Source organism: Streptomyces sp. NPDC088706 (genome assembly GCF_044752765.1).
Taxonomy (GTDB): Bacteria; Actinomycetota; Actinomycetes; order Streptomycetales; family Streptomycetaceae; genus Streptomyces.
The window spans coordinates 1-24730 of the sequence record NZ_JBIVLW010000006.1 but is presented as its reverse complement, the minus strand read 5'-3'; the positions used below and the strand labels follow the sequence as shown (position 1 = coordinate 24730).

Genomic DNA, 24730 nt, shown 5'->3' with positions numbered 1-24730 from the left:
CCAGCAGGACATCCTGTCCATCGCCATGGACACCTTCGCCGCCCGCGGCTACAACAACGCCTCACTGGCGGAGATCGCCGACCGGGACGGCGTCACACAGGCGGGCGTCCTGCACTACTTCCGCTCCAAGGCGCTGCTCCTCACCAGCGTCCTCGAACTGCGCGACCAGACCGACATCGAACAGCTGGGCCCGGACCGGCCGCAGGGGCTCGACTTCCTCCGCCACCTGGTGAACACCGCGCTCCGCAACGCCGAGCGCGAAGGGATCGTCAGGCTGTACGCGGTCCTGTCGGCGGAGTCCGTCACCGACGACCACCCGGCCCAGGACTACTTCCGCGACCGCTACGACGGACTGCGGGTCTTCGTCGCCGACGCCCTGCGCGAGGCGTGCGAACTGCCCGCCGACCGCGCGGAGACGACCCGCAACGCGGCCAACGTCATCATCGCGGTGATGGACGGCCTGCGGGTCCAGTGGCTGCTGTCGCCGGACTCCGTGGACATGGCCGCCTCGACGGATCTCGTGGTCACCTCCCTCCTCGCCACCCTGGCGCCCGACCGGTTCGGCCCGCCCCCCACCGGTGACCGCCGTGGACGGGGGCGCATTTGAGCCGTTCCCCTGCCGAGCACCGCCAACTGGCCCTACGATGCGAGGGCTCCGGCGATCCGGAGCGACAACTCCATGCGTGCGCGACTGGGGGAAGCCGGTGGGAGTCCGGCGCTGACCTGCAACCGTGTGCGGCCCCTCGGGCCGCGAGTCGGACAGCCCGGCGCGTCATGTGAACCGCTTCCCCTGTCATGGTCTGCGGTGCGAAGCCCGCAGCCGCGATCCGCGGCGCGTACACCGCCGCACGCGCGGACGGACGCGCCGCGGGCGGTCGGCTCCGGTGCGGCACGGCAGGCCGTCCCGCACCGGAAAGGCACGCTCGTGCACCTGACATCCACCCGCCGCACCCTCGTCGTCACGGCCGCCCTCGGCCTCGCCCTCGCCTCCGCCCCCGCCGTAGCGCAGCCGCAGGCCACCGCCCCCACGAACGCGCCGGTAAAGGTATCGCTGACCGTGCAGGGGCCGGACGGACGCCTCTTCAAGGGAAGGATCAAGACCAAAGGACATGACGTGACCACCGCCACCGGCGGTACGCACCGCTGCGACGGCACCAACGCGGGGGCGAACCCGAGCGCCGTTCCCACGCCGACCGCGGCCCTCGACGACGCCGCCCGCAAGAGACACTTCACCTGGGACGGGACCTGGTACGCGTCGTTCGACGACTTCTCGGTCGACACGATAAAGAACGTCAGCGGCGGCGGCGTCGCCTACTGGAACATCGCGGTCAACGGCACCTCGATCCCGGTCGGCGGCTGCCAGTTCAAGCTGCGTGCCGGGGACAAGGTCGCCTTCACCTGGACCGCGTTGTAGCAGCAGCCGCCTCGGCCCCCCGGACGTGATCGCCCAGGTACGCGTCGAGCGCTTCCAGGAGCCAGTCGTGCGCCGCCCCGGGCGTCGGCTCCGGGCGGCCGCCCCGGGAGCCGAGCACCTCGGCCGTCAGTTCCCAGTACCGGTCGATGCGGGGATCGGCCGCGAGCTGCCCGGCGAGCCGACGGCGGAATCCCGGCGTGTCGCGGCTGCCGTACGTGCCCGCGTACGCGTCCACGAAGCCGTCCAGGGCCTCGCCCGGGCGGGGCGCGTCGCCCCGGCGCAGCGCTCCGCCCGCCAGGTCGTACGCCGTCGCCAGACCCGCGTACAGCACGGCTGATTCACGGGCCCCCGCCGCCCCGTGCGCACTGGGCTGGCACGGGCCCTCGCTCCCGTCGCAGGACCGGGTCACGAAGGCGAACAGCCGGGCGAAGGCGAGCACCTGGGCCGGCCGGGGGTCGTCGGGCGGCTGTACCACCGCTCTGTCCAGGAACGTGCGGACGGACCGGGCGGGCATCCGGACCGGCAGCCAGGCGCGCCAGAACCGCACCAACGCGGCGGTGTCCGGGGGAGCGGCCACCGCGCCGACCAGGCGCAGCCGGGCGGAGCGCTCGTCCGGCGGGCAGTCCCGCACCAGTTGGAGCGCGGCCTCCCGCCAGCGCAGGGCCCTGAGCTCTAACCCCAGCACGCGCAACCGCCCAGCGACGGCGTCCTCCAGCGCATCCCCCGCACCCCCCTCGTCCTGCTCGTCGAGGACGCGGCGTACTTCGGCGACCGACAGGCCGAGACCGCGCAGCGACCGGATCAGGCCCAGCCGCCGCACGGCGTCCGGGCCGTACCTGCGGTGCCCGCCCGCGCTGCGGGACGACTCCGGCAGCAGGCCGCGGTCCGAGTAGAAGCGGACGGTCTTGACGCTGACGCCCGCGTGCTCGGCCAGGTCACCGATGGTGCACAGACCGTCGTGCGACGAGAACACTTGAACCTCCCCCAAGAGGAGTTCCTACGGTACCGGCGAGCGCTGCCGGGCAATCGGGCCGGTGCGCGGGAGAGAGTGTGACGAAGGGGAGCCATGACCGTATTCATCCTTGTGGCGGGGGCGTTCACCGGTCCGTACGTGTGGCGGGACACGGCCGCGCGGCTGGCCGCCGAGGGCGCGGAGGTACATACGGTGGCGCTCACCGGACTCGGCGAAGGACCCGCCGACCCCGGTGCGGCCGTCGACCTGGAGACCCATGTCGCGGACGTACTCGCGGTGATCGACTCGGTCGACGTGGGGAGGGGCCGGGACATCGTGCTGGTCGGCCACGACTACGGCGTCCACCCGGCGCTGGGCGCGGCCGACCGGCGGGCGCGGTCGGTCGCCCGGATCGTCCACCTCGATTCGGGTATGCCGCAGGACGGCGTCCCCGCGCTGGCCGCCGTACCCGACCAGCGCCTGCGCGAGGAACTGTCCGGCGGCGGACGGCGGCAGACGGGCGCGCTGCCGCCCCCGGCCCGGGACGGGTGGCCCCGCTGGGGCAGCACCGCCGGGCTGTCCGAAGCGGCCCTGGACGGTCTCACCGCCCTCGCGGCGCCGCAGCCGCTGGGCACCCTGCTCCAGCCGCTGCGGCTCACCGGAGCCGGGGCGGCGATCCCCGTGACCGGGGTGCTGTGCACCGGCAACGGACCGGGCATCGAGATGGTCCAGCTGAGGGTGGACGTCGGCGATCAAGCCTTCCAGGCCCTGGCCGACCCCCGGGTGACCTTCTTCGAACTGCCCACCGGCCACTGGCCGATGCTGTCCTGCCCCGTCGAGCTGGCCGAGGTCCTGATCGACGCGGCGGCCGGCCGGGGCCACCGGTTGACCCCCGCCGACGGCGCCCACCCGCCGGCCCATCTGCGGCCGTTCCTCCTCGACGTACCCGAGCGGCCCCGCGAACGGACCGGGAACACCGACCTGTACCTGCCCGAAGGGCCGGGACCGCACCCGGCCGTGGTGTTCGTGCACGGCGGGCCCGTGCCCGCCGGGACGCGGCCGACGCCCCGGGATTGGCCGGCACTGCGGGGGTACGCCGGTCACGTCGCCGGACACGGAGCCGTCGGGGTGACGCTCGATCACCGCCTGCACGCCGTGACCGACTACGAACGGGCCGCCGAGGACGTGGCCGCCGCGGTGGCACGGGTGCGGGCCGACCCGCGGGTGGACGCGGACCGGATCGCCTTGTGGTTCTTCTCGGGCGGCGGCCCCCTGACCGCGGACTGGCTGGCGGCGCCGCCGGCATGGCTGTGCTGCCTGGCCGTCAACTACCCGATACTCGCCCCGCTGCCGAACTGGGGGGTGGTCGGTGGCCGGTTCCACCCGGTGCGGGCCGTCGCCCACGCGGGAGAGCTCCCGATCGTGCTGGTGCGGGCAGGGCGCGAGATGGCCGAGATCGCCGCGACCGTCGAGGAGTTCCTGACCGAGGCCGCCCGCCGCGGAGCCGCCGTCGAGGTGGTCGACGTACCGGAGGGCCGCCACGGCTTCGAGACGCACGATTCGACGGACGAGGCACGTGCGGCCGTACGCCGGGCGGTCGGCGCGGTGCTGGCCCACCTGAGGGCCTAGGGCCTGTCGTCAAACTGCCGTCGCACCCGGCAGGCGGCAGTTTCACGACAGGGCCCGGCGCTCCTCACCGGGATCATGCCGAGGCCGCGAGCCCCGGCATGATCCCGGCGGAACGCCTCAGCGCGTCGACTACTCGATGACCAGCTCGACCTCGATGTTCCCCCGGGTCGCCTTGGAGTAGGGGCAGTAGGCGTGGGTGGCGTCGACCAGCTGCTGCCCGACCTCGCCGGTGAGGGAGTCCGGGAGCTCCACGCGCATGACGACCGCGAGTCCGAAGCCGCTGCCGTCCTTGCCGATGGAGACCTCGGCGGTCACGGAGACGTCCTTGGTGTCGACCTTCATCTCGCGGGCGACCGAGGCCATCGCGCTGGCGAAGCAGGCCGCGTACCCGGCCGCGAAGAGCTGCTCGGGGTTGGTGCCCCTGCCGTTGCCGCCGAGGAACGGGGGCAGGGCGAGCGGCAGGTCGATCTGGCCGTCCGAGCTCACGGCACGGCCCTCGCGGCCATTGGCGGTTGCGGCGGCGGTGTACAGCGCGTCCATGGGGTGACCCTCCTTTGTCTGCACCGCGATCGGATCGGTCGCGGTCACGGACATAAAGATTGCACATCATTAAGTTGTGCACAACTTAATGATGTGGTCGGCGGTACGCTGGTTCCATGACGTCTGCTCCTGACACCTCGCCCGACCTGTCCGCCGTGCCCGACGCGGAACTGCTGCGACTGGACCACCAGGTCTGCTTCTCGCTGCAAGCCGCGTCGCGCGCGTTCGGCGGCTTCTACCGGCAGGCGCTCAAGGACCTCGGCCTCACCTACCCCCAGTACCTGGTGATGCTGGTCCTGTGGGAGGACGGGCCCCGGCCGGTCAAGGCCGTCGGGGAGCGCCTGCGGCTGGATTCCGGCACCCTCTCACCGCTGTTGAAGCGGCTGGAGGCGGCCGGGCTGGTCCGGCGGGAACGCAGCCGCGAGGACGAGCGCTCCGTCCTGATCGAGCTGACCGGCGACGGTGCCCGGCTGCGCGAGCGCGCACTGTCCGTGCCCCGGGGGGTGCTCGCCGCGACCGGCCTCTCGGTGGAGGAGGTCCTGGGGTTGCAGGAGATCCTCGGCCGCCTCACCGCGGCCCTGGGGGAGTCCACCGACGTACGGTGACGGCGAAGCGGTCGGTCACCCGGACACCTGAACCCGTGACAGCTTCCCTTGTCACCCCCTCCCCGACGTGCAACTGGCAACGTTGAGGGCCCTGTACGAAGCCAAGCGGTCCGTCGACCGGCCGGCCGAGAGCGCGGCCACCGCGGCAGGGCGCAGCGGAGCCAGCTACTCCCACCTGGGCGCCGCCTGGGGCGGCATCAAGCGCCAGTCCGCGCGGCTCAAGTGGCCTCACGCGGTGGTCAAGAGGTCGGCGGGCGAGTCCGTGCCCCTCCACTACGCAGGCGGCTCCGCCGTCATCCACCATGATCCGGGCGTCGACGCCTGGTGGTACACGGCCACGGGGGCGGACCGGCGGGAAGATGGGTCCGAGGCCGTCTACGGCACGTCGGCCGAGGCGATCGCACGGGCGACCGAGTTCCTCCTGACGCACGCCCGTCCCGCCGGGCAGGGGTCCGCATGACCCGAGGGACACCCGCCCGACGCGACGACCGCCCCGGGGGACGGGGCGTGCGTCAGGAGCGCGCTGCTGGGGTGCACAGGCGCTGACGCGCCTTGTCGCCTCAGGTGGTGGCGATCAGGGGACCGGGCCGGTGGTGCCGGCTGATGTTCTTCTCCAGCAGGGCGGTCGAGGCCCGCACACCGACCGACGTGCCGGGCGAGAACTCCGGGAGCCGCCCGTCGGCCTCCTTCAGCTCGCTGAGCGCGGTGTCCATGGCGGCGTGCGCGGCGAACAGGCAGGGCGTGCTGTAGATAGCCACCTGGCATTCCAGGTCGGTGAGTTCGCGGAGCGAGAGCCTCGGCGACCTGCCGCCCGCGATCTGGTTGAAGAGCAGGGGCTTGTCGTCGATGACCTTGCGGATGCGGCGGATCCACTCGACGTCCCGCACCCCGTCGACCAGCACCACATCGGCGTCGGTCTCCGCGAGCGCCTTGGCGCGGCGCAGGATGTCCTCCTCCTCGGTGGCGTCGGTGCGGGCCACGACCACCAGGTCCCGCCGGCTCTCCAGGACGAGGTTCAGCTTCTCGAGGTACTCCTCCAGGGGCAGCACCCTCTTGCCGTCCGCGTGGCCGCACCGGCGCGGGCGCTGCTGGTCCTCCAGGATGATGCCGGAGGCCCCGATCCGCTCCAGCCGCTGGACCACGTGGCAGGCCACCTCCGGGTCCACGTATCCGTCGTCGATGTCGACGAGCAGATGGTGGGAGGGGAAGGCGAGCCGTAGCCGCTCGACGAAGGCGACCATGTCCGGCCAGGCGATGAAGCCGACATCCGGCAGCCCGTAGTGGGAGGCGGCGAAGCCGAACCCGGAGACGAAGAAGCCGTCGTAGTGCTGGGCGGCGACCGATGCCGAGTACATGTCGTAGATGCCGATGAGCGGGGTGGTTCCGGGCGTGTGGATCTGCTCGCGCAGCGCGCTTCCGTAGCGCATGTCTCTCTCCTTGTGTGCGGCCGTGAACCGCAGGTGGTGCAGGGGCGGTTCGCGCACAGTACGGAGGCGGGAGCCGCACCCGGCGACGGCGGGCGCGCTCGACGCAGAGCATGATCTCTTTGCGGGCGCTCGCATACTTATACCGGCACGGGTGAGCTAGCCGCGCGGCGACACGCGGCCCCTGACCGGAGCCGTGAAGTATCGGGCGGTGAGTCCCGGCCGCCGGAACGCCGACGCGGGGACACGGGCCAACTGGCCTGCGCCCAGGGATCCCTGGAGCGCGGGACCGGAGGCGGCGCCGCGCCCGGCCGCCGCGACGGGCACGCGGTCAGGTTCCGTCGCCGAAACGCCAGGATTCGATGTCGCGGTAGTGGATCGGCCCCGGACCCCGGCCGATGTTGCTGCCGACCAGATGGAGCCGTTCGGCCTCCCAGCCGCGGCCGGAGAACGCGGCGAGCCCCGCGGCGACCTCCACCACGGCGGAGTGGTCGCCCCGGCGGGAGCGGGCCAGCGTCAGATGGGGCCGCAGCGGCCGGTCCGGGAAGGGGACACCGCACGCCTTGACGACGGCGCGCACATCGGTGGCGAGCCGGTGCAACCCTTCGAGATCCCCCTCGATCCCGCTCCACAGGACCCGCTCGTCGAAGTGCCCCCCACCGCGCAGCGCCAGCCGCGGCGGCCGGCACCACGCCGAGAGCTCCGTCAGCGGCGGCATCAGGACCGGGACGGTGGCGGCCGGGAGCTCGCCGAGGAACGCCAGGGTGATGTGCCAGTCCTCCACCCGGTTCCACCGCAGCCGCGGATACGCCCGGTAGGCCGGACGCAGCGCCCGGGTCAGTTCGTCCTTGGCGTCATCGGGCGGGGCGAGTGCCAGGAACACGCGGATCGTCGTGGCCTGCTCTCGCTCGTCCCCGGTGGGGCCGGTAACGGCCTCGGGCGGTTCGTTCACCTGCCGTACCGTACGTGCAGACCCCGCCCCCACCGCGACGCGGGGCTGACGACCGCCCGGCCGTGAGCTCGTACGTCTCTCCCCTGACCGGCCCCGACGGACCCGCTCACGCCGCCGGGGCCAGCTCGTTCAGCAGCTGCCTCGTCTCCAGCAGCAGCTCCCCCGCGATGGCGGACGCCGTCCCCTCCTCCTCATGGAACGTGTCGGTGAGCGCGTCGAGGCTCGCCCACGCCTCCTTGAACGCCGCTTCGCGGCTCTCGCCCGAGGTGTCGGCCTCGGAGGGGGTCAGCAGTTCTGTCTCCACCGCACAGATGTGCGCGGCCTGCTCCAGTACGTCGGAGAGCCCGTCGAAGAAGCCCGGTGAGGGTCTCACGAGCTTCGGGTCGTCGCCGATGCCACTGAGCGTACGTGTGACGGTCAGGACACGGGTGCTGACGCGGCCCCACCGTATGTCCTCCGCGAACGGCGGAGGCTTTGGACCGGTGCGGCGCAGGCGGCCCCCCGGGTTCCAGCGCGATCCCTCCACCGCCCACCGGCGGGCGTCACCCACGTCCCGGAGCGACACCATGAGGCGGGCGGCCGTGAGGTGCCAGTCCTCGGCCCCCTTCAGGCCGTCCTCCTCGCGCAGTCCGCCCGCCATGGCGTCGAGCAGCCCCGCGGTCTCCCGCGCGAGATGGCCCAGGCGCTCACGAACGCTGCGGAGGTGGACCGGTGGCAGGACAACGGCGTTGATCGCGATGCCTACCGTCGCGCCGACCAGGGTCTCCAGCAGCCGGTGCCCCACCGTGGAGGTGCTGGACGACCCGGCGGTGATCACGAAGAGGGCCGTGGTGGCACCGTAGACACCCTGGCTCCCGAAGCGGCGGTAGTTGCCGAGCAGCACCACGAACGGCAGCGTGATCAGCATGGCCACCATGGTCCGGTCATGGGTGAGGGCCATCGCCGCGGATGCCCAGACCGTACCGAGGGCGATGATGGCGAACTGCTGTGTTCCCGTGCGCAGCGACTGGTACACGGTGCTGCTCACCATGGCGACGGCCGTCAGGGGTGCCAGCAGGGCCATCGGGGCCTGAAGCCACCACCCGCTCAGCGCCCACGCGGCGATCGACGCGGCCGCGGCCTTGAGGGACTGGACGAGCGTGTCCCGCTCCGGCCCGGCCTCCGTGCACGCGTTGCGGACCGCCCGGAACACCTCCGCCCACTCCCTCCCGACCCACTGCCGGACGGCCGACCATCCCACTCTCCGTGCCACCCCACCCTCTCCTCACCGCGTTGCCGCTCGTGCGTACGTTCGGTTTCCCTAGGACCAGTTGCCCCCGAAGAAGGAAGGTGAACTCCATGATCGAGGTGGCGGCGCGGCAGCGACCAACCGACGACGCCCGAAGTGGCGGAGGTCGGCGGCGATCAACTGTGAGGCGTTTATCATTCTTTGATGCGATCTGCTCCGTGGTGGGCTCTGCTCTCCTCCGGCTGCGCTCCTGTGCTGCTGGTCGGTTCCTGGATGGTTGCGCAGCTGCGCCAGGGCCCGGCGTACGACCCCGCGAAGCAGACCCTGAGCGTGCTGGCGTCCTACGGGGCCACCAGCTACTGGCTGATGACGGGGATACTGTTGGTGCTGGGCACGTGCTACGTGGTGACGGCGCACGCGCTCCGGGCGGCTGCGCTCGCCGGACGTGTCACCCTGGCCGGCGGCGGACTGTGCGCCCTGGCCCTGACGTTGGTGCCGGTACCGAACAGCGGTGGCGCCCTGGAGCACGGGGCCGTGGCCGCTCTGGGCCTCGCGCTGCTGGCGGTGTGGCCTCCCCTGGCCGTCGTGCGCGGAACGGGATCGGTTCCGTGGGGGCTGCGGCTGGATGTGGCGCTCACCGCGAGCGCGTTGATGGGGGCGGCCGCGTTGTGGTTCCTGATCGAGCTGCGGAGCGCGGGGTCCCCCGGCATCGCCGAGCGGGTGGTGACGTTCGTCCAGGCGCTGTGGCCCTTCCTGGTGGTCATCTCCTGCCGGCAGAGCAGTCGCCGACGGAGCACTCGCCGGCAGAGCACCCGCTGACGGATCACTCCCCGACGAAGCAGCCGCTGTGGGGCAGCCGCTGACGGAGCACTCGCCGACGGAGCGGCGACTGGCGGGGGTGGCGCGGCCGGTTCAGCGGTTGTCCGTGGCGAAAGGCCCGTCGTGACCGAAGGCGAGGCCGGCGAAGCGTTCGGCGATACGCCGGTGGGTGGCGGGGTCCGGGTGCAGATCGTCGGGCAGTGGCAGTTCGGTGTGGTCGGTGCTGTCGTAGAGGTCGAGGCCGTCGAGGTGGTGCAGGTCGGGGTCGGTGGTGGCGCGTTGTCCGACGAGCCGGGCCAGTTCGTCCCGTATGACGGTGAGGGTCAGCTTTCCGGCGGCGGTCTCCGCGGGGTCGCCGGCGGCCATGAACCGCAGCCGGCCCTCGCTCATCGCGCTGTAGTCCGGGACGCTGGGGCCGGGCGTGTTCTCGTGGATGGGGCAGTGGATCGGCGAGATGACCAGCAGGGGAGTGGTGGGGTGTCCTTCGCGGATGGTGTCGAGGAAGCCATGGACGGCCGGGCCGAACGCGCGTAGCCGCATCAGGTCGGCGTTGACGAGGTTGATGCCGATCTTGACGCTGATGAGATCGGCGGGCGTGTCACGCATGGCACGGGCGGTGAACGGGTCGAGCAGGGCGCTGCCGGCGAAACCCAGGTTGATGAGCTCGGCGCCGCCGAGAGCCGCGGCCAGGGCGGGCCAGGTGCCGGTCGGGGAGGAGGCGTTGGAACCGTGGCTGATGGAGCTGCCGTGATGCAGCCAGACCGGCCGGCCGCTGGGCTGCGGGGTGTGGATCGGCGCGTCGCTGCGCAGGGCGACCAGTCGGGTGGTCTCGTCGTGGGGCAGCCAGATCTCGACGTCCTTCTCGTCGTCCGACAGGCCGGTGAACCGGAGGGTCTCCACGGGTCCGGGGCGGGTCTGCGTGGTCCCTGACGCCAGGTCGACGGTGAGCGTGTCGCCCGCGGGCACACTGGCCCGGCCGGCGAGCCGGCCGTCGACGAGGAGCTCGTACACCCCGTCGGGGCGCGGTGAGGCACCGGGGTAGACCCGCTTGGTGGCGACCACGTCCAGCTCGACGGCGGTGGCCCGGGTGCGCAGGACGAGCCGGACCCCGGAGGGCTGCGACTCGGCCATGGCCAGCTGCCCGTCAGGGATCTGCCGGCGGGCTCGGGCCGGCAACCGGTGGGGCAGTACGCCGCGTTCGGTACGTTCCAGGTCGAGGGCGCCGCGCAGGATGTCGGGGCGGATGGGGGTGGTGATCCAGTCGTGCCGGGTGTTCATCTTCTCGTTCGCCTCGCCGGGAAAAGGGGGTCGGGACATTCCGTCAGGAGGGGGTGGGCCAGTTGCGCAGCAGGGCGTCGAGAGCATCCAGGATCTCGGTCCAGCTCTCCTGGGAGGCGGGGGAGCTGTGGCTGAAGCCGCCGGCCGTCTCCAGGCCGACGTAACCGCTGAAGACGCTGCCCAGCAGTCGAACGGCATGTGTCTGCTGGGGTTCCTTCAGGTCGTAGCCGCGCAGGATCGCCCGCATCATCCGGGCATGCCGTACGCCGGCGCTAGCGGCGACCGTGTCGGTGTCGAGCCGGAACCGGGCTGCGGCGAAGCGACCCGGGTGCTCGAAGGCGTAATCGCGGTACGCGTCGGCGAAGGCGCTGAGCGCGTCCTTGCCGGCCCGCCCCGCGAGCGCGGCGGACGCCTGGTCGGCGAGCTCCTCCAGGGCGAGCAGCGCGATCTTCGTCTTGAGGTCATGGGCGTTCTTGACGTGCGAGTACAGGCTCGCGGTCCTGATGCCGAGGTGTCGGGCGAGTTCGGAAGGCGTCACCTGCTCGAACCCGATCTGGTCCGCCAGCTCGGCGCCCGCCCTCACCACGCGCTCCGCGGCCGGTCCTGCCTTCGTCATGCCATCCTCCGAACGCATCCACGCGATTGCCTAAACAAAAATACATTTGCCTAACAACATTAGGCAAATTAGCGTGGCTGGCATGGAACCGCTGACCGAGCAAGAGATCCGCACCGCGTTCGTGAACTGCACCAAAGGCGAGGCCAAGCGCCTGCACCTCCCCCGCGACCTGGCCGAACGGCCCTGGGACGACCTGGACTTCCTGGGCTGGCGCGACCCGCAGGCCCCCGACCGGGCGTACCTGGTGGCCACATGGGACGGCCGTCCGGTCGGCGTCCAGCTGCGCTCCTCGGACGTCGGTTCCTGGCAGACCCGCCGCAGCATGTGCTCGATGTGCGTGACCGTCCACACCGGGGGCGTCTCGCTGCTGGTGGCGCCGAGGTCCGGGAAGGCCGGCCAGCAGGGCAACTCGGTCGGTGCCTACATGTGCAGCGACCTCGCCTGCTCACTCTATGTGCGGGGGAAGAAGGACGCGGGCGTCGGTGCGCGGCTCCACGAGTCACTGACGCTGGAGGAGAAGATCCAGCGGACGATGGCGAACCTCGCCGCGTTCATCGCCAAGGTGACCGGGTGACAGGCCTCCCCGAGTCGAGCCGTCGTTACCCCGGCGGAGCTGTCGGGGCGGCGCGTCGGCCCGCGCCCGCTTCCCGGGAGACGGCCTGCCCGGTCGGCTCCCGTCGGCGTGGTGCGCCGGGAGCCGACCGGGCCGGGTTTACGGCAGGTGCTTGCGGGCCGCTTCGACGGCGTCCGTGACACTGTCCACGGCACTGCCGGTCACGTTGCCGACCCGCCCGGCGGCCGCATGCGCCTGATGGCTGACCGCGTCGGAGGCATGGCCGACGGCGCTGCGGGTGCGGTAGGCGAGCGAGGGCTTGCCGTGGGTGTCGGCTGCGGCGATGAGCAGTCCGCCGAGCAGGGAGACGTTCTTGAGGAAGTGGACCCGCTGGGCCGCGCGCTCCTCGGGGTCCTCGATCGTCCAGAACCGGTGGGCCGCCAGGGTCGTCGGCACCAAAGTCACCGCGAGGGCCGCCGAGGCCAGCCGCGGAGCACGCCCCAGGGCGAGCAGCACGCCGGCGCCGAGCTGTACGGCGCCGTTGAGGCGCACGAGACTCTCGGGATCCTCCGGCAACAGGGACGTTCGGGGTGCGATGGTCGTGGCGACGGGGTCGGTCACGGGCTCCGCGACGGGGACCAGGCGAGCGGGATCGCGTACGGCGGTGTATCCGCCGCTGACGAACATCGAGGCCAGCAGGGGTCGGGCGATTTTGCGCAGAACAGTCATGACGGTCGGCTGCCCCCGACATGCGCTGAGCACACGCGTCCCGGCCCGCTGTCCGGCCGAGGTGCGGAAGGCGCTGTCCCTCACCGAGGTCGCCTGACGCGCCATGGCACCAGAAGGCCCACGCCGAGGGGGCCCATCGGACCACCCGGCACCGCACGTCGCCAGGGGGCACCCTCTGGGATGCGAGCGGGCCAGGCGCCACCAACCTCCCACCTCACCCTGACGACCGGAAGTCGGGGGTGAGGTAGCCGGTAGGGGTGTCGCAACCGCCGTCGGTGGTGTCCACCTTGTAGGAGCCGAGCGAGACCGTCCCCGGCTCGACCAGGACCTTCGCCGGGTCGTTCCAGCTCACCACCACTTCGCGGCGCACGATGGTGCGTGCGACCTGGTCGCTGCACGCCGCGGCGCGCACGGCCGGATGGACGTACGTGACGTCGGTGGAAACGTGCACCGCGCCGCGCTCGCCCTCCCGGAACGTGATCCGCCCGCGTGTTTCGACCACGTCACCGACCAGCCGCACTTCGGAGGACCGGAAACGGCTGAACAGGAGGAGGGGGTCGTTCTCGCGGTCGGGCGCCCAGGACCAGCCGCCCGCGCAGGAGACCGGGAACCTGGCTCCCACGCCCGACAAGCGGTTCAGCGGTTCACGGGCGGCGCGTTGGAGTGATGGGATGGGGGTATCGACCTGCCCGCACCACGGGCGACCGGCTGGATGAGCCAGGCGGAGGTGGAGCAGGCGCTCGGCCGGACCCGGGACTTCCTCATCACGTCCAGCCTCGACGCCGCCGTCCTGCGCGGGGAGCGGCCGACCAGGGCCGTAGCGCTCATCAACCCGCACCAGGTAGATGTCCAGGACTTCCTCGAGAAGGCGATGCGGGCGGAACCGGTCCCACTCCTCGTCCGGTACGGACGTCCCACCCTGGCTCAACGCACTGCTCCCGTCCCTGTCGTGCACGCTGTCCCTCCCCAGGGCCGGGCGAGATCCGGGCATCACCACATGTCCGGTCCGTGGCCCGAGCCCCTGTGGTGGCCGAGGCCCGGGCTGGGCCGCCGAGCCGACCACCCTCGTCACGACGGACGCGCGTGTACGCCCGGGGCCGTGGTTGCGGCCCCGGGCGTACACGGGGTGCGTCCCGCGGATCGGTGCGGGGCAGAAGCGCCCGATTGAAGGCCCGCTCGGGGGTGCGGGTTCAGCGCGCGGTGAGTGCGCGTCCGGAACCGTCCGCAGCGCTGCTGGTGTTCATCCGACGGTCCACTTCTGGTTGGCGGTGCCGGAGCAGGTCCACAGCTGGGCGCGGGTGCCGTTGGCGGAGGAGTTGCCGGTGGCGTCCACGCACTTGTCCGCCTGGGGGTTGACGATGTCACGGGCTCCGGTCACGGTCCACCGCTGGTTCGGGCCGCCACCGCAGTCCCAGAGTTGGAGCGGTGCCCCGTTCGCGGTGCTGTTGCCGGTCACATCGAGGCACTTGCCGAGCGCCCGGAGGGTGCCGTCGGAGCGCACGTCCCACTGCTGGGCTGCTGTGCCGTTGCAGTCGTAGAGCTGCACGGCGGTGCCGTTGGCGGAGCCGGCGCCCGCCACGTCGAGGCACTTTCCGCCGAGACCTCGGATGGTCTTGGTGCCGCCGTCGGTGGTCACCCGCACGTGATCCACGATGAGCTGCTGCGGGAACCGGGTGGAACTGTCGGGGTCACCGGGCCAGTACCCGCCGACCGCGAGATTCAGGATCAGGAAGAAGGGCTTGTTGAAGACCCACTGCCGGCCGCCGAGGTCGGCGGGGGTACGGGTCTGGTAGGCGTTCCCGTCCACCGACCACCTGATGGAGTCGGGACTCCAGTCGATGGCGAAGGTGTGGAAGTTGTCCGCGACGGCCGCACCGCCGGGGAGGGTGTAGCCCGCGCCGATGCCGCCGGAGCCGGAGTAGCCCGGTCCGTGCAGCGTGCCGTGTACGGTGCCCGGCTCGAAGCCGACGTTCTCCATGATGTCGATCTCGCCCGCGGCCGGCCAGCCGACGCTGCCCATGTTGTTGCCGAGCATCCAGAAGGCGGGCCAGATGCCCTGGCCGCGCGGGAGCTTCATCCGGGCTTCGACGCGCCCGTACTGGGCGGTGAACTTCCCGGCCGTGTTGAGACGGGCCGAGGTGTATTCGCACCGCCCGTACCAGCAGGTGAAGTTGGCCGGGTTCTCCTTCTTCGCGGTGATGACGAGGTGGCCCTGGCCGTCCAGCGCGGCGTTGTCGGTGCCCGAGGTGTAGTACTGCCGCTCATGGTTGTTGACGTTGTCGCCGGTCTCCAGCTGCCACCTGGAGGTATTGACGCCGGAACCGGCCGGGCCGTCGAAGTTCTCGTTGAAGGTCACCGCGGCGGGGGCGGCGGTACCGGAGACCGGAGCCGGGGCGGCCTGAACGGCGGTGGGGTGAGGGACGCGAGACCGAGACAGGCGGCCGCCGCCAGCCAAGTGAGGGACCTGTGGCGCCAAGGCGTGCGCATGGGGCTTCACATCGTTTTCGTGGGGGTGTGGAGAGACAAGCAAGGGAAGGAAGCAAAGGTCGTGTCCATGACAATTCGCCGGGCATGCTGACGGACGTAGATGGACATGAGGTGAAGTGATGTGGGGGACTGCCGGCACGGCAATGTTCAACAGTTGGCGATAACGATTTAAGGAGCGCGCCGGAGACCCGTCAAGACGTTCGTCTGGACCAATTCCCCGCGCCGCAGGTCAGCTCGATGCCTCACCGGCCGTACCAAGGCGTCACTGTATTCGCGGACCGGCGGACCGGAAGGCCGGTCGCGCCGCCGACGCGGGTGCGCGTCGCAGGGGTGGGCGAGGCGTGTATCCGCACGGCACGGCAACGCCCGGGCGAGGGCTGGCAACGCGATCCGGCAACCGCCGACCGGACCTGGAACGGCATGCCCATCTCACAGCAACGTGGCTTCCATCTCCCTTGTGCGTCACGCGAGTTGAGACGCGCTCGTTGACAGCCTTCCGCCCCGGCAGGATCCTGAGAGCGCTCTCAGTTGATGTGTGCACCGTTCCACCCACGGATTCGACCGATGAGGAGGACGAACATGCCCGCTCCATGGAAAGGCATCGCTGCACTCACTGCCGCGCTGGCCCTCGCCGCAGGTCTGACGACCGTGATCGGTCAGTCCGCTGCCGAGGCAGCGGTGCCCACGACCATCCCATTGACCATCAAGAACGACTCGGGCCGCGGCGATCAGATCTACATCTACAACCTGGGAACGGAGCTCTCGACGGGCCGACAGGGCTGGGCGGACGCGAACGGTACGTTCCACCCCTGGCCGACCGGAGGCAATCCGCCCACCCCGGCGCCGGACGCGTCGATCACCGGGCCGCGCAGCGGACAGTCGATGACGATCCGGATGCCGAAGTTCTCCGGCCGAGTCTACTTCTCGTACGGCCAGAAACTCGTCTTCAAAGTCACCACCGGTGGTCTCGTCCAGCCCGCAGTCCAGAACCCGAGCGACCCGAACAGGAACATCCTGTTCAACTGGACCGAGTACACACTCAACGACGCGGGCCTGTGGATCAACAGCACCCAGGTCGACATGTTCTCCGCTCCCTACTCCGTCGGTGTCAAGGCACCCGGCGGAACGGTCAAGACCACCGGTCGCCTCAAGGCAGGCGGCTACAACGCCGTCCTCAACGCACTCCGGAACCAGCCCGGGGGTTGGGCCGGTCTCATCCAGACCCGATCCGACGGAACCGTCCTGCGTGCTCTGTCCCCGGGCCACGGCGTCGGTGCCGGTGTGCTGCCGGCGGGTACCTTGACCGACTACGTCAACCGGGTCTGGAGCCGCTACAGCAGCTCCCCCCTGACGATGACCCCGTTCGCGCACGAGCCGAACACCAAGTACTTCGGGCGGGTTTCGGGGAACGTCATGAACTTCACCAACAGCGCGGGCGCGGTCGTGACCTCGTTCCAGAAGCCGGACTCGGACAGCGTCTTCGGCTGCTACAAACACCTCGACGCCCCCAACGACCTGGTACGTGGCCCCATCTCCCGCACGCTGTGCGCGGGCTTCAACCGATCCACCCTGCTGACCAGCCCTAACCAGCCTGACAACAATGCGGCGAACTTCTACCGGGACGACGTGACCAACCACTACTCGCGCGTCATCCACGCACAGATGGTGGACGGGAAGGCGTACGGCTTCGCCTTCGACGACGTGGGGGCTCATGAGTCGCTCGTCCACGACGGCAACCCGCAGGAGGCACTGATCACACTCGACCGGTTCAGCTGACCACCTCCTCGTTCGCCGGCATGGTGCGCCACGGACGGCCGACTCGCACAAGGGCGGGCCGCCCTCAGTCCCCTTCACCGAAAGGTAACCGGTGGCACCGGCCGAGGGCGTGGACGGGGTGGCGGGGCGAGCGCCAGGGCGGATTGGCGTCTCGTCTCACCGGACTGCCGCATCGAGTGGTCGACGATCGCACGGGCTGAGCACGCCTCGTCCGCCTGCCTACTGGCAGCTGGGGGACCGCAGGGGCACAACACCCGTGGTGGCGGGCGAACGCGCGGTGCGCACCTACCTGGTGCGGAAGGCCGGAGACACGACCGGAGCTGCCTGTCCGACGCAGGGTCCCCGGCCACGGCCGCCACCGAAAGACGCCCCGATGGCACGTTGCTTGCGGAGATCCGGGGGTAGCGTCATCGCATGGACCTTCGCACCACCGTTGAGCGCGCTCAACACCTCAAGCACCTGCACGCCCAGAACAAGCCGCTCGTGCTGCCGACCGTCTGGGACGTCTGGTCCGCGCGGACGGCAGCCGACGCCGGGTTTCCCGCGCTGACGGTCGGCAGCCATCCGCTCGCCGACTCCCGGGGGGCCGACGACCACGAGGGGCAGACCTTCGAGGAGGTACTCGCCGCCGTCAGGCCGATCATCGCGGCCGTCGATATCCCCGTATCCGTTGACCTGGAGGCCGGGTACGGACAGAAGCCCGCAGATCTCGTCGCTGGACTCACCGAGGTCGGCGGAGTCGGGCTCAACATCGAGGACACCGTCCACTCGGAGGGCGGTCGGGTGCGTAGCACGCAGGAGCATGCGAGCTACATCGCCGGCCTGCGCGCGGCGGCTGACGACGCGGGGATCCCGGTCTGGATCAACGGACGCACCGACCTCTTCATGCACGCGGAGGACCCCTCCGGCGTCCTCGACGAGGCGATCGAGCGACTGCGGGCCCTGGAGCAGGCGGGCGCCGACAGCGTTTACCCGGTGGGTATTCAGGACAATGACGACCTGCTCGCAGCGGTGACGGGCGCCGTCGCCGTTCCCGTGAACTCCACAGCCCATCCCGTCAAGCACGATCTTGAGCGTTTCCGCCGCTTGGGCGTCGGCCGGATCACCTACGGCCCCCTGCTGCAACTCGCTATGACGGATGCGATGAAGGGCATGCTCGGCCCATGGACTCCCTAGAGCCTGCCTGACAAAGGATTCCCGGAACCAGAGGACGAGTAAGGGCCAGGTGGACTCCGGCCCGGCCCGGCTGCGGTCTGCCGACTTGTCGAAGCGAGCGACGACGGCTGCGGAACAACTGAAGACGACCCGAAGCAACGTTCGACGACGTTCGCGGACTTCCTAGAACTCGCAGCCCGAAGCCGACGGATGCCACCGGCTCTGCCACACGACAGGCGGTTGGCCCTCTGGCCGACCGGCGCAAGCTCCGCGGCGGTTCTGCTGACCCCAGCGGGACCGCCGCCGAGGCAGCCTGCACAGTCCCTCGTAGCGATGGCGGCCAGCCGCCACCCCGGAGAAGACCGGCATACGGCGAAGAGCCGTACTGTGCTGACTCTCGCGTCCTTGCCCGAGTGCCTTCTCGTTCCGGTGTCCATGAAAACGGGTCCTGAACACGAGCTCCTCGGTAGGGGCAGAGACGACCATGGACGTCTCGTGAGCACACCAGGCACGGTGAAGCGGGAGTCAGCAGGTGCCTACACCGAGGTGCAGCGCTCCGCCCCGGCCGGTGCGGGGCGGAAGGCCCAGAAGACCCGCCAGCTCCAGGGCGCCCGCCCCGAAGTAGGAGCAGCTCTGGCAGAACCCCTGCGGCAGCTCGGCCTCCGGCTCCTTCGGTGACGCTGGGAGGGGGGTGTTGGTGTACGGCGAGGCGGTTGGCCTGGTGTGTTGCTGGTTCGCTGAGCGGTGGAACTGGCGGTCCTATCAGGTGGGGCAGGGTATCTGAGCTGTGGCTGTGTGTTCTGTGCTGAGAGTGGCGGGGTGTGTTGTAGGTAGTTGTAGCGTGTCAAGGCCCGAACGGCGTTTGTGCTGGTCAGGGCCTTTTTTTTCTGTCTGGCGGGCAAGGTTTAGTGGCCCTGGGTGTGGGGGCGGTGTTGGGTTTCGGATCTGCACAGCCTGCCCCTGGGGCCATCCGTCGTTCAGTGGAGGGTAGGCCCCGGTACGGACAGGTGTGGCGTGGTTGTGGTTCTTGGTTGTTGATCTTGGTTGTGTTTTGCTGTTGCTCGGTTGTACTGAGTGGTGTGTCTGTTCGGTGGGGGGCTTATGCGGGGTTGGGGTGTCGGGGGTGGGTGGTGATGTGGGATGGGTTGGACGTTCATGGCTGCGCAGTGATCTGAGTGTGGTGGCGGGTTTTGCGCAGTGTGGTTGGTGCGCCTGTAGGTAGGGGAGTTGCTGGTTATTTTCGGCAGGTCGGGGCGTGGGTTTTTCAGTGGGTGATCAGGTGTTTCCAGAGCAGGTCGTGGTCGGCGGGTGCGAGGCGGGGCAGGGGGGGGTGCCCCTATCTCTTTGGTCAAGGGAAACGGGGCTGCGTTGAGTCGGTGAGACGGGCAGCATGGCCGACCGGGTCGTCCTCCTGGTTGAACCGCTGGTCATGTGACCGAGGCCGTCGGCCGCGGTTCGTAGAAGGTTCCGTCGCGGAGCATCGCGAAGAGGACGTCGGCCCGGCGTCTGGCGAGGCAGAGCAGGGCCTGGGTGTGGTGCTTGCCCTGGCTGATTTTCTTGTCGTAGTAGGCCCGGGAGGCCAGGTCGCCCAGGGAAGCGAACGCGGCGAGGAAGAAGGCCCGTTTGAGCTGCTTGTTTCCTCTCCGGGAGGGCTGTTCGCCGCGGATCGAGGACCCGGAACTGCGGGTCGCGGGGGCGAGCCCGGCGTAGGCGGCGAGGTGGCCGGCGGTGGGGAAGGTGCTGCCGTCGCCGACCTCGATCAGGATGCGGGCTCCGGTCCTGACGCCGATTCCTGGCATCGAGATCAGGACCTTCGAAAGAGGGTGGGCCTCCAGGAGTTCCTCGATTCGCCCGGCCAGCAGCTTGCGCTGGTCAAGGACGGCGGTCAAGGATCCGGCCAGGCTCGGGACGATCAGCGCGGCCGCCTCGGTCCCCGGAACGGTCACGGTCTGCTCGTCCAGGGCGGTGAAGATCTCCTCGACCAGCCGCTCGGCCATCCTCGGGGCCTTCGGCCGTAACAGGGTGACAAGGCGGCGCCGTCCGGCCTTGCGGATCTGGGCCGGTGATCCGAACCGTTCCAGCAGTGTGAGGACGGCCGGGTGCTGCAACCGCGGCCCCAGGACCCGTTCCAGCGACGGATGGATCTGGGTCAGCAGGCCGTGCAGGCGGTTCGCAACCCGGGTTGCTTCGCCGGCCAGGTCGTCGTCGAAGCCGACGATCATCTCCAGCTCGGCGATCGTCTCGTCCTGGCCGTCGATCGCCCGCAGCGTGTGCGGCATTGCCCGGGACGCGTCCGCGATGATGAACGCGTCCCTCGCGTCGGTCTTCGCCTCGCCCGGGTAGAGGTCGGCGATCCGCCTCATCGTCAGTCCGGGCAGGTAGGCGACCGGGCAGCCCATGTCCCTGGCGACCGCCAGCGGCAGGGCTCCGATCGAGGCCGGCTGGTCGACCACGACCAGCACCGTTCCGTGCTTGGCCTGCAGCTTCGCGAACAGCTCGCGGAGTTTCGGCTCGGTGTTGGGCAGGCGCTTGTCGAACGCCTTCTTCCCGGCTGGGGTGACGGCGGTGGCGTGGTGTTCGCCCTTACCGACGTCCAGGCCGAGGAAGACGTCGATGGTGCTGGTGTCGATCACGTGCAGGCCCCTCCATCACGCTTTCGTCCGGCCTTGCCTCGGCACCGAGCTGCCACACCCACGTTACGGAGAGCTCTTCGGCTCGGGTTGAAGCCGGTGCTCAAGCCCCTCATCAGCGGTCCGTCGATGCCTCCGGGCCCGGTGACACCACCCCCCGGATCATCAACCGCAACAAGGGGGGGAAGTCATGCCGGACCCGAAGGCCGGTAGCCCCATTGCGGAGCCACGAAGACGGTAACGGGGGGGGGAACTCGTGATGCTCGGCTACATGATCTGGCCCGACAGCATCGCTCCCGACTCGCTCCTCGGGTGGCAGCCTGTGCTGGAGGGGCGGGGGTGGTCGGCGCGGGTCGGTACGTTCGACCAGCTGCAAGACGCCGGAATCTGATCGCGGCAGCCAGGTCTCCGGGGTGGGCGAAAGGCCGCCCGAACGCCGGTGATCCGGATACGCTGTTGCCCAGGGCGCGGTGCTTCCCCCGTGGCACCGCACCCTGACGACGAAGAGCCGTTCCGTAGCCGTTTCCGGGGTACGGAGCAGCTTTTTCGCGTTCCGGTCCGGTGGCTCAATAGGCCTCTGAGCAGGTGAACGTGCGTGACGGTGCGGGTACCTACCGTGTTTTCGCCCTGCTCAATCGTGGTGATCCTCACGCCGTCAGAAGTGATCGATCAGGCTAGTTTTCTCCGGTGTGACTGTCTCTCAGATTCCGGTTTCCGGTTCCGTCTCCTCTGTCCCCGTTTCCGCCGCTCTCGCCGATGTTCTGTTCTCCGGTCAGCTGGGCACAACGCACGACCGGTGGAGGAGCCTGTTCAGCTCCGCCCCGTTCCGTTTCAAGGAGGGTCTCACCCACCGGGAGCGAATACGCCTGAGCTACGACCGGCTCCGGATCGTCAACGAGGCCGTCGAGGCTCCCCAGGCCCTCGCGGCCGATCCGGTCGAGCTGACCGCGATCCACGAGTGGGCCGGTGCGGTCGACCCGGGCATGGCCACCGTCCTCTCGATCCACTACAACCTGTTCTTCGGGAGCCTGGCCGACCACGAGGCGGCCGGGCGGGACCTGGGCGAGTACGTCCGCGGGGACCGCATCGGGACGTTCCTGTGCACCGAGGTTGCCCACGGCAACGACGCCGTGCAGATGGAGACCACCGTGATGTATGACCGGGCGGCGCGGGAGTTCGTGCTGAACACCCCGCACCCCGCCGCGGCGAAGTTCATGCCCAACACCGGCCCGGCCGGCGGGGCGAAGGGCGCCGTCGTCGCGGCCCGCCTGATCGTCGAGGGCACCGACCACGGCGTCTTCCTGTTCCTGGTGCCGCTCAGCGACAGCGACGGCAGCCCGCTGCCGGGCATCGGGGTGCGGCCGCTGCCCCAGACGACCAGCAGCCCCGTCGACCACTGCGCCACCACGTTCGACAACGTCCGCCTGCCGTACGGCGCGTTCCTCCAGGGCGACCACGGACGCCTCACCCCGGACGGGGAGTTCACCAGCGCGCTCGGCAGCTCCCGCCGCCGGTTCCTGGAGTCCATCGGTCGGGTCACCATGGGCAAGCTCTGCATGACCGCCCACGGGCTCGGCGTCATGCGGCACGCGCTCGACGTCGCCATGCGCTACGCCCACACCCGTCACACCTCGGGCATGACGAAGGGTCAGCGGGTGCCTTTGATCGCCCACCGCGGGCACCACACGCCCCTGCTCGACGCCGTGGCGACGACCTACGCCGCCACCCTGCTCCAGCGCTCGGTGGTACGGCAGTGGGACCGGGCCGCCGGAGAGGAGCGTGAGGCTTACGAGCGGCTGACGGCGATCACCAAGGCCTGGATCACCTGGCAGTCCCGGGCGGTCATGTCCGAGTGCCGCGAGCGGTGCGGCGCCCAGGGCCTGATCCAGGCGAACGGGATCGCGCTCCAGCTCGCCTCGATCGAGGGCACGATCACGGCCGAGGGCGACAACACGGTGATCATGCAGAAGGCCGGGGGCGAAATGCTGCTCGGCGGCGTCGACCTCAAGCCCGAGAGCGAGATCGCGGCCGAGGACCGGGAGCTGACCGACCCCCAGTTCCTCCGAGACCTCCTGGCCGACATTGAGCGCATCTCCCACACCCGCGCGAAGGCCCGGCTCAGGAAGCGCGCCTCCTCACCGCTGGCCCGCTGGAACTCCACGGTGACGCCCGCCGTCGCCCTGGCCGACGCCCACGTCCACCGGCTCGCCGCCGAATCCCTGCTGACCGCCGCCGCCCAGGTGCCCTCCGGGCTCCCGGCGGACCTCCTGCGCGCCCTGCACGCCCTGTTCGCCCTACGCCGCATCGCCGCCCACAGCGGAGACCTGCTGGCCCGGGGGAGGATGACTGCCGATCAGGTCGAGAGCCTGCCCGACGCCGTTGATGAGATCCTCGGCTTCCTGGAGCCGCACGCGCTCACCCTGACCGGGGCGTTCGGCATATCCGAGGAGATTCTGCAGACGCACCCGATGCTCAGCGCCTGACCAGCGCCGTGAAGGGGGGCGGGTTCCCCGGCCGCCGAGCGGGGCGGCGGCCGGAGTGACAGGTCACAGGTAAAGGGCCTGGTGCATCGCCAGCATGAACTTGTCGCCTTCGCTCACGGCGAGGCAGAATCGGTCACGGAAGGCCTCGTACTCGGCGTACAGCGGGCCGTTGAGGGAGACCTCCGGTGCTGCACCCAGCAGTTCTGCCACCAGTACGGGGGGCGCTGTCAGGTTCAGTGCCTTCAGGACCCGGCGATATTGATCAGAAACTCATTGGGTGCACTCGTCGAGGATGTAGCGGACGTGTGTGCCGCCGAAGTATCCGCGCACGATGCGGGGCTGGCGTTGTCGGCGGTGGAAGAATCTGCGGGTTTCGGTGGCGAGTTCGGTCTGGTTCCTGGCCCGGTGGGTGTGGGGCAGGCTGCGTTTGAGGTCGGCGTTGACTAGCTCGTCGGGGTTCAGTTCGGGTGAGTACGAGGGCAGGAAGTGCAGCTCGATCTGGTCCTGGTGGTCGGCGAGCCAGGTCCGGACGGTTTTCGAGCGGTGGGCCGAGTGCCGGTCCACGATCAGGTGGACCTTGCGGTCGAAGTGCCCGACGAGGCGGTCCAGGAAGCGGCACATGACCTTCGCGTCGAAGGTCTCGGTGAAGACCATGAAGTGCATCCGGCCCTTCGTGCTGATCGCGGACATCGCGTTCACGGAGAACCGGTTCCCGGTGCGGCGGACGACCGGAGTCCGTCCTTGCTCGCCCCAGGTGCGGCCGGTGACCTGGTCCGAGCGGACCCCGACCTGATCGGCGAAGAGGACTTCACCTCTCTCCGCTTTCGCCCGGGTCCGGATCGCCGGCCATGTCTCCTCGTGCCAGACGCGGACCGCTTCCGCGTCCTGCTCGACGGCCCGCTTGTCCGGACGCTGAAACGTCAGTCCCCAGCGTTTGAGGTACTTGCCCACACCGGGTTCGGTGAAACGAATCCGGTACAGCTTGAAGATCAGCTCGCCTATCAGGGCCCGTGTCCACAGCTGACCCGAAAGCCCCAGGCCGGATGGGGTGTGGTCGAGGACCGCCTGCCGCACGGCGGCCTGCTCGGTCTCGGACAGAACCTGATGCTCACCCACCCGGCGACCGCGTGGACGAGACAGCAGCGCGTCCCGGCCACCCGCCTGCCACCTCGACCACCAGTTGTCCACGGCCCTGACCGACACCCTGAACAGAGCCGCGACCTCCGCCCTGTCCCGCCCCTCCACCAACGCGGACACCGCCAGCAGCCGCACAGCCTCCTGCGCGTCCGGCGACCACGTCCGCGCATCCCCCACCAGATCACTCACACACTCTCAACGAGCGCGAACCCAAAGCGTTTCGGATCAATATGACTCCCGCCCTGTCCGCCAGACATCGGCCTCGCACAGTCTTCACCCGTGCGCTGTACCTGCACAGTTACATAGCGCGGAGGAACAGAACG

The 24730-nt window shown here is 70.2% G+C and carries 22 protein-coding genes, 3 pseudogenes and 1 riboswitch; of the genes and pseudogenes, 12 read left to right on the top strand and 13 right to left on the bottom strand.

The window, feature by feature from the left end:
* Nucleotides 1–13 precede the first annotated feature (13 nt).
* Both ACIQAK_RS16840 and ACIQAK_RS16835 read left to right on the top strand, forming a co-directional pair.
* Nucleotides 14–607, top strand: a complete 594-nt coding sequence (locus ACIQAK_RS16840; protein WP_401848361.1) for a TetR/AcrR family transcriptional regulator — start codon at nt 14–16, stop codon at nt 605–607.
* Between the two features lie 64 nt (nt 608–671).
* A riboswitch (cobalamin riboswitch) is annotated at nt 672–787 on the top strand.
* Between the two features lie 138 nt (nt 788–925).
* The gene (locus ACIQAK_RS16835; RefSeq protein WP_366389597.1) at nt 926–1414 is read left to right on the top strand and encodes a DUF4430 domain-containing protein; all 489 of its coding nucleotides are present in this window, start codon (nt 926–928) and stop codon (nt 1412–1414) included.
* Here ACIQAK_RS16835 and ACIQAK_RS16830 read toward each other — a convergent pair.
* Complete coding sequence (locus ACIQAK_RS16830) at nt 1395–2387, bottom strand: MerR family transcriptional regulator (RefSeq protein ID WP_366389598.1); 993 nt, start codon at nt 2385–2387, stop codon at nt 1395–1397. The genes ACIQAK_RS16835 and ACIQAK_RS16830 overlap by 20 nt on opposite strands.
* A gap of 93 nt (nt 2388–2480) precedes the next feature.
* On the opposite strand from ACIQAK_RS16830, the gene ACIQAK_RS16825 reads away from it, so the two are divergent.
* Entirely contained in the window at nt 2481–3995 is a 1515-nt protein-coding gene (locus tag ACIQAK_RS16825) for an alpha/beta fold hydrolase (protein ID WP_366389599.1), read from the top strand.
* Nucleotides 3996–4124: 129 nt separating this feature from the next.
* On the opposite strand, the gene ACIQAK_RS16820 is transcribed toward ACIQAK_RS16825, so the two are convergent.
* On the bottom strand, nt 4125–4535 hold the full coding sequence (locus tag ACIQAK_RS16820; RefSeq protein ID WP_366389600.1) for an organic hydroperoxide resistance protein: 411 nt from the start codon (nt 4533–4535) through the stop codon (nt 4125–4127).
* 116 nt (nt 4536–4651) lie between these two features.
* Between ACIQAK_RS16820 and ACIQAK_RS16815 the strand changes: the two genes are divergently transcribed.
* Both ACIQAK_RS16815 and ACIQAK_RS16810 read left to right on the top strand, forming a co-directional pair.
* Nucleotides 4652–5140 carry a transcriptional regulator, SarA/Rot family gene (locus ACIQAK_RS16815; protein WP_366389601.1) on the top strand — a complete coding sequence of 163 codons (489 nt, stop codon included), beginning with the start codon at nt 4652–4654 and terminating at the stop codon, nt 5138–5140.
* A 61-nt stretch (nt 5141–5201) separates the two neighbouring features.
* Nucleotides 5202–5600 (top strand): annotated as a pseudogene (locus tag ACIQAK_RS16810) (hypothetical protein); the annotation flags it as partial.
* A 100-nt stretch (nt 5601–5700) separates the two neighbouring features.
* On the opposite strand, the gene ACIQAK_RS16805 reads toward ACIQAK_RS16810, so the two are convergent.
* From ACIQAK_RS16805 to ACIQAK_RS16795, 3 genes are all read right to left on the bottom strand, one after another.
* A complete protein-coding gene (locus ACIQAK_RS16805) occupies nt 5701–6567 on the bottom strand; it encodes an isocitrate lyase/PEP mutase family protein (protein ID WP_366389602.1) in 867 nt (288 codons plus the stop codon).
* Between the two features lie 328 nt (nt 6568–6895).
* On the bottom strand, nt 6896–7516 hold the full coding sequence (gene thpR / locus ACIQAK_RS16800; RefSeq protein WP_366389603.1) for an RNA 2',3'-cyclic phosphodiesterase: 621 nt from the start codon (nt 7514–7516) through the stop codon (nt 6896–6898).
* A gap of 106 nt (nt 7517–7622) precedes the next feature.
* Nucleotides 7623–8768 carry an aromatic acid exporter family protein gene (locus ACIQAK_RS16795; RefSeq protein WP_366389604.1) on the bottom strand — a complete coding sequence of 382 codons (1146 nt, stop codon included), beginning with the start codon at nt 8766–8768 and terminating at the stop codon, nt 7623–7625.
* Nucleotides 8769–8948: 180 nt separating this feature from the next.
* Between ACIQAK_RS16795 and ACIQAK_RS16790 the strand changes: the two genes are divergently transcribed.
* The gene (locus tag ACIQAK_RS16790; protein WP_366389605.1) at nt 8949–9563 is read left to right on the top strand and encodes a DUF998 domain-containing protein; all 615 of its coding nucleotides are present in this window, start codon (nt 8949–8951) and stop codon (nt 9561–9563) included.
* Nucleotides 9564–9656: 93 nt separating this feature from the next.
* Here the strand turns inward: ACIQAK_RS16790 and ACIQAK_RS16785 are convergent, their stop codons facing one another.
* Together ACIQAK_RS16785 and ACIQAK_RS16780 are read right to left on the bottom strand one after the other, a co-directional pair.
* Nucleotides 9657–10841, bottom strand: a complete 1185-nt coding sequence (locus tag ACIQAK_RS16785) for an SGNH/GDSL hydrolase family protein (protein WP_366389635.1) — start codon at nt 10839–10841, stop codon at nt 9657–9659.
* A gap of 43 nt (nt 10842–10884) precedes the next feature.
* Entirely contained in the window at nt 10885–11457 is a 573-nt protein-coding gene (locus ACIQAK_RS16780) for a WHG domain-containing protein (protein WP_366389606.1), read from the bottom strand.
* 82 nt (nt 11458–11539) lie between these two features.
* Here ACIQAK_RS16780 and ACIQAK_RS16775 point away from each other — a divergent pair, with 82 nt between their 5' ends.
* Complete coding sequence (locus ACIQAK_RS16775) at nt 11540–12031, top strand: FBP domain-containing protein (protein ID WP_366389607.1); 492 nt, start codon at nt 11540–11542, stop codon at nt 12029–12031.
* A gap of 138 nt (nt 12032–12169) precedes the next feature.
* Here ACIQAK_RS16775 and ACIQAK_RS16770 read toward each other — a convergent pair whose 3' ends face one another.
* From ACIQAK_RS16770 to ACIQAK_RS16760, 3 genes and pseudogenes are all read right to left on the bottom strand, one after another.
* A complete protein-coding gene (locus ACIQAK_RS16770; protein ID WP_366389608.1) occupies nt 12170–12739 on the bottom strand; it encodes a DoxX family protein in 570 nt (189 codons plus the stop codon).
* 229 nt (nt 12740–12968) lie between these two features.
* Nucleotides 12969–13316: pseudogene (locus tag ACIQAK_RS16765) on the bottom strand (hypothetical protein); the annotation flags it as partial.
* A gap of 663 nt (nt 13317–13979) precedes the next feature.
* Nucleotides 13980–15226, bottom strand: a pseudogene (locus tag ACIQAK_RS16760) (RICIN domain-containing protein).
* A 579-nt stretch (nt 15227–15805) separates the two neighbouring features.
* Here ACIQAK_RS16760 and ACIQAK_RS16755 point away from each other — a divergent pair.
* From ACIQAK_RS16755 to ACIQAK_RS16745, 3 genes are all read left to right on the top strand, one after another.
* Nucleotides 15806–17002: a glycoside hydrolase family 64 protein gene (locus ACIQAK_RS16755; RefSeq protein WP_366389609.1), complete on the top strand. Its 1197-nt coding sequence runs from the start codon at nt 15806–15808 to the stop codon at nt 17000–17002.
* Nucleotides 17003–17416: 414 nt separating this feature from the next.
* On the top strand, nt 17417–18178 hold the full coding sequence (locus ACIQAK_RS16750) for an isocitrate lyase/phosphoenolpyruvate mutase family protein (RefSeq protein WP_366389610.1): 762 nt from the start codon (nt 17417–17419) through the stop codon (nt 18176–18178).
* A gap of 474 nt (nt 18179–18652) precedes the next feature.
* Nucleotides 18653–18835 carry a hypothetical protein gene (locus ACIQAK_RS16745; protein WP_366389611.1) on the top strand — a complete coding sequence of 61 codons (183 nt, stop codon included), beginning with the start codon at nt 18653–18655 and terminating at the stop codon, nt 18833–18835.
* Nucleotides 18836–19584: 749 nt separating this feature from the next.
* Here the strand turns inward: ACIQAK_RS16745 and ACIQAK_RS16740 are convergent.
* Nucleotides 19585–20790 carry an IS110 family transposase gene (locus ACIQAK_RS16740; protein ID WP_366389612.1) on the bottom strand — a complete coding sequence of 402 codons (1206 nt, stop codon included), beginning with the start codon at nt 20788–20790 and terminating at the stop codon, nt 19585–19587.
* Nucleotides 20791–21046: 256 nt separating this feature from the next.
* Here ACIQAK_RS16740 and ACIQAK_RS16735 point away from each other — a divergent pair, with 256 nt between their 5' ends.
* Together ACIQAK_RS16735 and ACIQAK_RS16730 are read left to right on the top strand one after the other, a co-directional pair.
* The gene (locus tag ACIQAK_RS16735; RefSeq protein WP_366389613.1) at nt 21047–21178 is read left to right on the top strand and encodes a hypothetical protein; all 132 of its coding nucleotides are present in this window, start codon (nt 21047–21049) and stop codon (nt 21176–21178) included.
* A 298-nt stretch (nt 21179–21476) separates the two neighbouring features.
* Nucleotides 21477–23270 (top strand): acyl-CoA dehydrogenase, encoded by a 1794-nt coding sequence (locus tag ACIQAK_RS16730; protein ID WP_366389614.1) that lies wholly within the window; start codon nt 21477–21479, stop codon nt 23268–23270.
* Between the two features lie 63 nt (nt 23271–23333).
* Here the strand turns inward: ACIQAK_RS16730 and ACIQAK_RS16725 are convergent, their stop codons facing one another.
* Both ACIQAK_RS16725 and ACIQAK_RS16720 read right to left on the bottom strand, forming a co-directional pair.
* Nucleotides 23334–23480 carry a hypothetical protein gene (locus ACIQAK_RS16725; protein WP_366389615.1) on the bottom strand — a complete coding sequence of 49 codons (147 nt, stop codon included), beginning with the start codon at nt 23478–23480 and terminating at the stop codon, nt 23334–23336.
* Between the two features lie 60 nt (nt 23481–23540).
* Nucleotides 23541–24596, bottom strand: coding sequence for an IS630 family transposase (locus ACIQAK_RS16720; RefSeq protein ID WP_366389616.1), 1056 nt, complete (start codon nt 24594–24596; stop codon nt 23541–23543).
* Nucleotides 24597–24730: the final 134 nt, after the last annotated feature.

Excerpts from the sequence above, each read along its gene's own strand:
- ACIQAK_RS16825 (WP_366389599.1), top strand. The coding sequence starts at position 2,481 with ATGACCGTATTCATCCTTGTGGCGGGGGCGTTCACCGGTCCGTACGTG.
- ACIQAK_RS16820 (WP_366389600.1), bottom strand. The coding sequence starts at position 4,535 with ATGGACGCGCTGTACACCGCCGCCGCAACCGCCAATGGCCGCGAGGGC.
- ACIQAK_RS16815 (WP_366389601.1), top strand. The coding sequence starts at position 4,652 with ATGACGTCTGCTCCTGACACCTCGCCCGACCTGTCCGCCGTGCCCGAC.
- ACIQAK_RS16805 (WP_366389602.1), bottom strand. The coding sequence starts at position 6,567 with ATGCGCTACGGAAGCGCGCTGCGCGAGCAGATCCACACGCCCGGAACC.
- ACIQAK_RS16790 (WP_366389605.1), top strand. The coding sequence starts at position 8,949 with ATGCGATCTGCTCCGTGGTGGGCTCTGCTCTCCTCCGGCTGCGCTCCT.
- ACIQAK_RS16785 (WP_366389635.1), bottom strand. The coding sequence starts at position 10,841 with ATGAACACCCGGCACGACTGGATCACCACCCCCATCCGCCCCGACATC.
- ACIQAK_RS16780 (WP_366389606.1), bottom strand. The coding sequence starts at position 11,457 with ATGACGAAGGCAGGACCGGCCGCGGAGCGCGTGGTGAGGGCGGGCGCC.
- ACIQAK_RS16775 (WP_366389607.1), top strand. The coding sequence starts at position 11,540 with ATGGAACCGCTGACCGAGCAAGAGATCCGCACCGCGTTCGTGAACTGC.
- ACIQAK_RS16770 (WP_366389608.1), bottom strand. The coding sequence starts at position 12,739 with ATGACTGTTCTGCGCAAAATCGCCCGACCCCTGCTGGCCTCGATGTTC.
- ACIQAK_RS16755 (WP_366389609.1), top strand. The coding sequence starts at position 15,806 with ATGCCCGCTCCATGGAAAGGCATCGCTGCACTCACTGCCGCGCTGGCC.
- ACIQAK_RS16750 (WP_366389610.1), top strand. The coding sequence starts at position 17,417 with ATGGACCTTCGCACCACCGTTGAGCGCGCTCAACACCTCAAGCACCTG.
- ACIQAK_RS16735 (WP_366389613.1), top strand. The coding sequence starts at position 21,047 with ATGCTCGGCTACATGATCTGGCCCGACAGCATCGCTCCCGACTCGCTC.